Annotated in this window: 7 protein-coding genes; 2 read left to right on the top strand and 5 right to left on the bottom strand. The window is 65.5% G+C overall.

Features of this window, described 5'->3' with window-relative positions:
- The first annotated feature begins 890 nt into the window (after nt 1-890).
- Both HH308_RS12080 and HH308_RS12075 read left to right on the top strand, forming a co-directional pair.
- Nucleotides 891-1,448: a hypothetical protein gene (locus HH308_RS12080; RefSeq protein WP_170194450.1), complete on the top strand. Its 558-nt coding sequence runs from the start codon at nt 891-893 to the stop codon at nt 1,446-1,448.
- A gap of 460 nt (nt 1,449-1,908) precedes the next feature.
- A complete protein-coding gene (locus tag HH308_RS12075; RefSeq protein ID WP_170194449.1) occupies nt 1,909-3,375 on the top strand; it encodes an HNH endonuclease signature motif containing protein in 1,467 nt (488 codons plus the stop codon).
- Nucleotides 3,376-3,628: 253 nt separating this feature from the next.
- Here HH308_RS12075 and HH308_RS12070 read toward each other — a convergent pair whose 3' ends face one another.
- The 5 genes from HH308_RS12070 to HH308_RS12050 are packed head-to-tail and all read right to left on the bottom strand — an operon-like array spanning nt 3,629 to nt 8,825.
- On the bottom strand, nt 3,629-4,615 hold the full coding sequence (locus HH308_RS12070; protein WP_170194448.1) for a PDR/VanB family oxidoreductase: 987 nt from the start codon (nt 4,613-4,615) through the stop codon (nt 3,629-3,631).
- Complete coding sequence (locus tag HH308_RS12065) at nt 4,612-5,649, bottom strand: Rieske 2Fe-2S domain-containing protein (protein ID WP_211188414.1); 1,038 nt, start codon at nt 5,647-5,649, stop codon at nt 4,612-4,614. The genes HH308_RS12070 and HH308_RS12065 overlap by 4 nt, the downstream gene beginning before the upstream one ends.
- A 55-nt stretch (nt 5,650-5,704) precedes the next feature.
- The gene (locus HH308_RS12060) at nt 5,705-6,466 is read right to left on the bottom strand and encodes an SDR family NAD(P)-dependent oxidoreductase (RefSeq protein WP_170194447.1); all 762 of its coding nucleotides are present in this window, start codon (nt 6,464-6,466) and stop codon (nt 5,705-5,707) included.
- Nucleotides 6,463-8,004: a C45 family autoproteolytic acyltransferase/hydrolase gene (locus HH308_RS12055; RefSeq protein WP_170194446.1), complete on the bottom strand. Its 1,542-nt coding sequence runs from the start codon at nt 8,002-8,004 to the stop codon at nt 6,463-6,465. Before HH308_RS12055 ends, HH308_RS12060 begins: the two co-directional genes overlap by 4 nt.
- Nucleotides 8,001-8,825 (bottom strand): polysaccharide deacetylase family protein, encoded by an 825-nt coding sequence (locus HH308_RS12050; RefSeq protein ID WP_170194445.1) that lies wholly within the window; start codon nt 8,823-8,825, stop codon nt 8,001-8,003. The genes HH308_RS12055 and HH308_RS12050 overlap by 4 nt, the downstream gene beginning before the upstream one ends.
- Nucleotides 8,826-8,926 lie beyond the last annotated feature (101 nt).

The following is an 8,926-nucleotide window of genomic DNA, read 5'->3' as shown; positions in this document are numbered from 1 at the left end:
GGTTGAGCCGGCCGAGCGCCGTGCTGAGCGAGGCGCTAGCCGAGTCGAAGTAGCGCTAGCCGAGTCCGTGTCGAAACCTCTCAGCCACAACGACTTTCGATGATGCGCGCCAATTCCGGCGATGACTCCCGGTAAGTGTCGCGTGTGCACCCGACGGGTGCACACGCCTCGATGTTCGATTCCATCACAGTTCGACGAGTGCGCTGCCATCAAATGCATTGTGGTACAGGGGTTTCGACACGCTTGTCGCTAGCGCTCCTCGCGGCTCAACCAGCGGATAGGGCCCGTCGTCGGTGGATCCAGGTTGAGCGAGCGCACCTGCTTCCGTTGGTTGAGCGAGCGCACCTGCTTCCGTTGGTTGAGCGAGCGCAGCGAGTCGAAACCACCGACACGCGAAACCGGTTGTGCACCAAGGCTTCAAATGCGACAAACGTCCTGCCGTGCTATTCGTCCACCGCAAACGAATCGTGTTGCCGGTGGTCCTCATGCGACGCGAGCCTGATTTCAACACGAAAACTCACCGTCAATCCGTCCGAAACGGCGTCGACGGTGAGTTTTCGTGTTGAGGCCGAGACGGCCACGCTCTCATCTAGCGCCTCGCTCAGCACGGCGCCCGGACCGGCTCAACCAGCGAAACGGGTCCATCATCGATGGGATCCAGACTCGGAAGAACCGTCGCCCACCTCGGCGAGGACCTGGATCCGTTCACCGCGGGTTAGGCCGCATGCGCCGCCGTCACGGAAATGGGTGGTCGTCGACGACCACCGTCAGCGGTTGCTCGGCTCAGATTACGGCGTCGGAGGCGGTCGAATCGTTGTCTGCCGGTCTGAGTTATGTTGCGACGCTAAGCAACCTGGGTTCTGTCGGCTTTGTCGAATACCGTGGTCAAGATGACGACGACCGTGGTTCGGACGATGACTTCGTTGATCGGTGCCGCGGTCCTCGCGGTCGTTTGTGCGGTCGCGCCGAGCGCGTCGGCGGCGCCGCGGCCGCACCTGTCCGAGTATCGGGTGACAGGCAAGGTCATCCTCGATCTCGGTCCCGGCATCAGAGGCGGCGTCGAGGCGATCTCCCCGTACAAATGTATCAACGCCAACGGCGAGTTTCCGTTCCGCACCACAGGCGCCGCACCGGAGGAACACAACCTGTGGATCGATGTCAGCGAGTCCATCATTCCGGCATGCATCACCGTGAAGAGCTACCAGATGTTCCGGGTCTACACGACGGACCCCTATGTCGGAACCTACCGAATCAACTTCGCTGAGGACGAGGACGGCCAGCCGGCCAGGTCGCCGTTCACACTGAAATGCGATGAGCCGATGCCCCGGCATCTCGCGTGCACCCAGCGCAACGATCTCACCGTCGTGATCACCTGCAAGGCGGAATGGAATTCGCCGTGCCCGGGGCGCTCGACCGAGCCGCGCCCGTTCCCCGACTTCGGGTCCTAAGAGCAGCTGGTTGAGCCTTGGATTGAACCACGATCCACTGACGACGGGCCTCTTCCGCTGGTTTGAGCCGTGAGGCGCGTCAGTGCGCCGTACTGAGCGAGGGGCAAGCCGAGTCGAAGTGACGGAACGTGTCGAAACCCTTGGATTGAGCGAGCGCAGCGAGTCGAAATCACGGTGACACAACAGATTTCGACGACGTCACCGTCGCCGTCCAAGATCGGCGAAGCCGTGCAGTGTGCCCCATGCAGGATTCACACCGCGATTCGCGTGAGGGCGCTGCTGTCGCGACCTGCGTGCCGAACTTGTTTTGGCACAACAGGTTTCGGCTAGAATGCTAGGGGTCTCGACACATCGGGTGCCACAATGAGCACCTTGAATAACTTGTGCATCGGTTGAATCAACCTTCACGCGAGTATCAATGTGAGTCCGTTTTGTCAGACCCCAGAGCTAGCGTTCGGGTATGAGAGTTGAACAGATCGAGGCTTTCATGTCGTCGGTGATCGACGATCTGGGGGCGGTGGGTGCGCGTGGTGAGGGTGCGGGTGTGGGTCAGTTGCTGACCTGGCCGGCACCTGTGTCCGATGATGCTCGGTTGCGTGAGTTGCTAGTGGTGGTGTCTGGGCTGCGGAATCTGGCCGATGCACTGCTGGTCAAGACGGTGGCCGCGATCGAGCGCAGCGGGATGCCGGGGCGGGTGAAGGAATCGGTGACCTCGATGATGGTGGGGATCGGGGTGCCGCCGGCGGTGGCCTCGCACAGTACGCGGGTCGCGCGGGCGTTGACCACGCTGCCGACGGTGGCTGCGGCGCTGAGTGATGCGCGGATGTCGGGTGAGCATGCATATGCGGTGGTGGCGGGTATCGAGCACATCGGCAAGGCCGTCGACGGACTCGACGCCGACACGCGCGACGGGTGCGTGCGAGGTCTGCTGGCGCGGGCGGTAACCGGTGTGCCGGCCGATGTGAAGGCGTTCGCCCGCAAGCGGGCGCTGGAGTTGTTACCCGCGGATGCACCGGTGTCGGTGGCGGAGAATCGGGACCTCAACACTGCGTCGTTGACCGTCGGGGAGGACGGGCGGACTCGTTCGGAACTGGATCTGGATGTGGTGGCCGGGGAGAAGTTGCGTACGGCGTTGGATCCGTTGATGACGCCGGTGCCGCTGCCGGATGGGTCGCGTGATCCGCGAGATGCGGGGAAACGTCGTGCTGATGCGTTGGAACAGATCGTCGACAGTTACCTGCGTCACCGGGATCGCCCGACCAGCGGTGGGGTGCATCCGCACCTGGTGGTGAACGCGCCGCTGTCGATGTTCACCCCGCGGACCGACACCGTCGCACCGGACCAGACGGTGCCGGTACCGGACCCGGACATCGTCCCACCACCAGCACCGTCGGGCCAAGCGATGCCGGTACCGGATCCGGTCTCGGACACCGGCCGACCCGACCCGATGGCTCGCGTCGGCGTCCGGGAGGTGGCGTCCTTCGATACCGGACAGCCGATCACGCCACAGATCGCCGAGATGCTCTCGTGTGACAGTGAGTTGACGGCGGTGATCGTCGACGCGCAGAGTGTCCCGCTGGATCTCAAGCGGATGGACCGGTTGTTTCCACCGCACCTGCGTCGGGCGTTGATCCTGCGGGATCAGGGGTGCAGTTTCCCCGGCTGCGGTCGTCCACCGGCGTGGTGTCAGGCGCATCATCTGATCCATTGGAGCAATGGTGGGGAGACGTCGATCGGTAATGGTGGGTTGCTGTGCCAGGAACATCACACGCTGATCCACGCCACCGACTGGGAGATGATCATGGGCGGCGATGGGCACCCGTGGTTCCGTGCTCCGGCCGACCCCAGGCGGCCCAGTAGGCCGCGCCAGTGGATCCGATCGCACGCCCGTAGGACGCTGACATCGGCCGAATCCGCGGCGAGCTGACCAGCCCGCCGACGACAGCGACCACGACAGCGGCGGCGAGGATCGTCGTCGGAACGAATTGTCAGACCCCCGAGATAGTGTCCTGGAATCAACCGAACGGCGGCACGAGTGTTGCGGACTACGGTCCCGCACATGGACTTTGAGAAATCAATAGTGTGATTGTGAGGCGACGGTGTCGGTCGGAGCGCGCTCGCCGCATCGACCGACACCCGGCCTCCGGCATTCCGGTTTGCCGTAGCGCAAGAGGCACGCCCTACAGCTCCAGCACCAGCTTCTTGCCGCAGGCGCGTGAGACGCAGATCATCATCGACCCGCAGGTGGCACGCTCATCCTCGGTGAGCAGATCGTCGCGGTGATCAACATCTCCGGCAACGACTTTCGTTTCGCACGTTCCGCAGATGCCCATCTCGCACGACGACGGCGCGTCGACGCCGGCCGCACGCACCGCGTCCAGGATCGACTGATCCGGCGACACGTCCACGCTCACCCCCGACAGCGTCAGCTCGACGGTGAAGTCGCCCGCGTTCTCGTCGACCGGTTGGGCCACCGGCGCGAACCGCTCGATGTAGAGGTCCTCGACGCGGCCGGCCGCACTCATCGCGTCGGTCAGCGCATCCATGAGACCTGTTGGGCCGCAACAGTACACCGCGGCTCCCGACGATCCGGCGACGACGGACTCCAGATCGATGTGGCCGTCGGTCTCCTGAGCGAAGTAGCGAACGGCACCGGAGTCGTCGACGGCGAGCTCATCGGCGAAGGCGAAGTGCCGCACCGACCGCGCACCGTAGATCAGCTCCCACGGCAGTCCACGCTGCGCGACGGTGCGGATCATCGGGAGGATCGGGGTGATGCCGATCCCGCCCGCCACGAACACGTATGCAGGAGCGTCGATCAGTTCGAAATTGGAACGCGGAGAACTGATCTCGATCTGTCGGCCGGGTCGCAGCTCGCGATGTACCTCGACAGATCCGCCGCGGCCGTCGGTGATCTCGAGTACCGCGATCCGGTAGCGGCTGCGATCGGCGGGATCTCCGCACAACGAATACTGTCGCACCGTTCCCGATGGCAGGTGAACATCGATGTGGGCGCCGGGTTCCCAGGCGGGCAGGACGCCGCCGTCGGTCCGGGCCAGCTCATAGGACGTGATCGACGACGCCTGCAGGACCGCGGCGACTACCTGCAGCGTCATTGTTCCGCTCGACGCCGCGACGTCGAGTTCGGCGCCGAGGACCGCGGTCATGACGCGACCTTCGCGCGGTCCATCAGCGAGTTGAACGAGCGACGGTAGTTGAGGGTGAACAGGTCGGCGGGCACCGAGAATTCCTGAACCTCGTTGTCCCACGGGATCTCTCGCGGGCGGATGCCGTCAGCGATCGGAATGTCCTCCAGGTACACCATTGTCTCCACCCGCAGGCACTCTTCCAGGCTCGCCCCCCGGAAGCCGACTTCGTTGGCGACGCCCCAGAAGATGGTGACGTGCTCGTAGTCGACGGGCGACGGGAAGCCCGCCACGATGCGATGGCCGAGCTTCTCGTAGTCGTAGGTGATCGACGCGAATCCCGGTGCGGAGCAACGGTAATGCATCGTGCAGTTGCCGTCCTCCGCCCATTCGCCCGAACCGGCGTCGAGTGGGCGCACCATGGTGATGTCGAGGTCGTTGCGAGTCACCGTCAACGGTTCGACGACCTCGGGCGACGGCCCCATCGACACCTCGTGCACGAACGGGAAGTGCGCGACGTCGCGGAAGTTCTCGATCGTGATGCCGACACCGACTCGCGAGTCGATCGGTTCTGCGGCAAGCCATTCCAGGTCGATGTCGTTCCATTGGTCGACGTCGTACATCTCCCGGATCGGATCCTCCAGAACCGTCCACACGTGCCCGTACTTCTGCACGGCGGGATAAGTCTTCAGCGCCGCCCGAGGCGGGATCTTGCATTGATCCTCGAGTGAGGGGATACGGCTGCACTTGCCGTCGGCGCTGGAGAACTCCCACCCGTGATAGGGGCAACCGATGGACTTCTCATGGACGCGTCCGGCCACCAGGTCGCCGCCGCGATGCGGACAGCGGCTCGACTGAACCGCGAAGGTGCCGTCCCCGCTGCGGTAGACCACGAGGTCGACGCCGAGCAGCTTGGCCCGCTGCGGGGTGGTGAGGTCTGCGATACGTGCGACCGGGAACCAGGACCGGCGCATGGCGGCCTCGGCGAGCTCGCGTTTGGTTGCTGCGGGGGCCGGTGCCGCAGTCGCGGTGCGGGGCGGGAGTGTTGCGGTCATGGGAAATTCCTTTGCGGGTGACGCGGTAGAACAGTGGGCTGGGGAGGAGTGGGGGCTATACGCCGGGAACCAGGGCGCCGCCGTTGACGGCGATCGTCTGACCGGAGATGAACGCGGCCGAATCGGAGGCGAGGAAGGCGACCGTCGCGGCGATCTCGTCGGCCTCGCCGAGGCGCCCGAGCGGAACCGCTGCGAGCTCTTCCTCGTACACCTCGTCGGGGACCATGCGGGTATGAATCGCGCCCGGGGCGACGGCGTTGACCAGGATCTTGTCGACGAGCAGTTCTTTCGAGAGCGCCTTCATCATGCCGAGCTGAGCGGCTTTGGCGATCATGTAGCCGTACGAGTGGCCGTCGGGCACCTGGCCCCACTGCGACGAGATGAAGATCACCCGCGGTTGATCGCCCGCGGCGAGCAGCGGGCGGAGCGAACGGGTAATCGAGTACGGTCCGAGCACATTCACGTCCAGGTACGGCTGGATGCGCTCGGCCGGGGTCTCGTCGAGTCCCTTCCAGTCGTGCATGATGCCCGCGTTGTGCACGGCGATGTCGAGGCGGCCGAATTCGTCGCGGGCCAGCGCGGCGACCTGCGCGCCCGCGTCGGGCGCCGTCACGTCCAGCCGCAGGGTGCTGACTCGACGGCCGTAGGTTTCGCGCAATCCCTTTGCGACGGAGTTCAATTCGGCGAGGTCGAGGTCGGTGATGATCAGGTCGGCGCCGCGCGCCGCGAGCGCCTCGGCGTGGGCGGCGCCCATGCCGCGCGCGGCCCCGGTGATGAAGGCGACGCGACCGGTCAGCTCCGTGCTGCGCGGGCTCATGCGTCGGCCCGATGCGGCTCGGTCACGTACAGCATGTTGCCGTCCGGATCGAAGAAGGGACGGTAGCGGTACCAGGCGCCGCTGGGATGCTTCCACTGCACTTCCTCGTCGACCCACTCGACCTTGCCATCGAGTTCGGACACCGCCTCATCGAGGTTCTCGATCTCGAAGGCGATCGAATCGTAGCCCGGCGCGTTGTCGGCGTTGATCGCGGTACGACGCGGAGCATGTTCGCCCACCTCGGATTTGAAGATGTAGAGGGTGAGGTTGCCCATGTCGATGGCCGCCCACTCCTCGTCTTTCTCGTACGGCAGATGGAAGCCGAGCCCGAGTGTTCCGTGATAGAACTCGACGAGCCGGTCGACGTCGGTGGTCAGGATGTCCATGTTGTCGATGCGCTTGAGTTTGAGCATGGTTGTCTCCGTGTGTTCTGTGGTGGGGTCTTCTGTGGCGGGAAACTGTTCTGGGGCAGGGGATTCGAATGTGCAGGGACCGCCGTCGTGGGCTGCCAGGGTGCCGTGTTCGACGTCGAGCACCACGGTGGCGAGCGTCGCGAAATGCGAGGTCGCGGGCAGGCCGCGATCGGGGTGACAGCAGGTGGCGCCCCCGCCGAGCAGGTGTGAATTCAGTGCTGCGACAACCTCGTTCACACCGATGTCGTGGCGGCCGGCCAGCCGGCGACGCAACATGTCGTAGCGAACCACGGTGTCGGGGCCGTTACGCAGCTCGGTGTCGTGTCCCTGCGCCGCCGCAGCCTGCAGGAAGTGGTTCGTGTGAACGAGTAGTCCGGCGGAGTCGGGGAGCGCGTAGCCGACGCCGGCCGGGTTCAGTTCCACACTGACGGCCGCGGATTCGCCATCGCGTGCGGCGACCAGCGTCAGCGACGACGATGCCGACACCGATGCGGCCGCCAGCGTCAGCAGAGCCTGGTTCAGGTCGGCGGCGTCGTCGAGGACTTTGCGGGCCAGCACGTGTACCGGAGCGCCGATCCCGACGCCGTCGGCGTCGTGATGCAGGATGTTGAAGTGCACGCCGAGTCCACGGTCGTTGACGCCGATCTTGCCGACGATGCCGTACTCGGTGACGGTGGTGGTGAGGCGGCCGTCGGCGTGCGGGATCTCCCACACGAACCACGATTGCGCGAGCTCGGAGTACCAGTCCCACGCCTGAACGGCGGTCGGCGCGGCGTCGTCATGCAGGGCGACGACGGTCGAGCATTCACCGGCCGTCGTGGCGCCGACGGCCGCGAGGATCTCGGTGCGGGCGTTGATGGCGGCCACTGAGTTCACTGAAACTCTTGCGCCACTGGCGATTCCGGCGATCTCTCGGGCGAGTGCGGGTGCGCAGGCGGTGATCGACGCCCAGGCCAGCGAGCCCCAGTACTCGAGATCGACGGCGGTGCCCGCGGCGTCGTCGAACAACCGCTGGTAGGCCGCGATGCACGTCCGGATCTCGGTGCCGTGTGCGGTGCCCAGTTCGATGCCACGCTCGGTGGGTTCGGTTGCCCGGGAACGGAATCGGCGGGCCGGCGCGGTCATCGGGCGGCCAGCAGCCGCGGCGCGACAGTCGCGGCGATGTCGTCGAGGCGGGCGAAGTGCACGTCGTCGGAGGCGACCATGTGCTCGATGACCCGCTCGAGGTGTGCCAGCCGGTATGGGCGTCCGATCACTTCGGGGTGCATGGTGAAGCTGGTGTGGCGGCCTTCCGCGCGGGCCGATTCGAACTCGCTGATCCAGGTGCGGGTCATCTCGGCCGGGTCGGCGACGTTGCCGCCGCCGTCGATGTTCCAGCCGAATCGCGGCCAGTCGTCGAGCGACCAGTGGACCGGAATCTCCAGGATGGACTGGCCCTCCCAGTGTTCGACGTAGGGGCGGTCGTCGCCCATGCAGCTCGAGTCGTAGGCGAACCCACGGTCGACGAGCAGTTCGAAGGTCTCCGGGGTCAGTTCCCACGAGGTGGAGCGGTACCCGCGCGGAGCCGGGGCACCGGCCTTCGCCAGCGCGTCCAGGCCGCGATCGATCTCTTCGACCTGATCGGTGGCGCTGACCTTGTCGCTGCGTAGGTGCAAGTAGCCGTGGTGTGCGACCTCGTGCCCGGCGTCGAGCAGGGTCTGCACCAGCCCGTCGTGGATTTCCGCAGTGTGACCGGGAACGAAGAAGGTGGCCGGAATGTCGTGGCGGGCAAGCAGATCGAGGATCCGCGGGACGCCACGGGTGACGCCGTAGCGCGCCTCGGACAGGATCGTCAGGCGTCGGGCGTATTCCGCACCCTCGCCGAGCCAGCCGGCTTCGGCGTCGACGTCGAAGGTGAGTGAGACCGCGGCAGATTTGCCGCCGGGCCAAGTCGGGGTGGTTGCCATGTGCAGGCTCCTCGCGCGTTTCACGCTTTCGGCGGGGCGACGCTGCGCATGCCGTTAGCTGAATCGAATATCAACCACTGTTTGCGTGGTGTGATCACGCT

Origin of the sequence: Gordonia asplenii (assembly GCF_012933505.1) — a bacterium.
Classification (GTDB): Bacteria; Actinomycetota; Actinomycetes; order Mycobacteriales; family Mycobacteriaceae; genus Gordonia; species Gordonia asplenii.
Note: the sequence above shows the minus strand (reverse complement) of the source record. Positions and strands in the feature narration are given on the sequence as shown.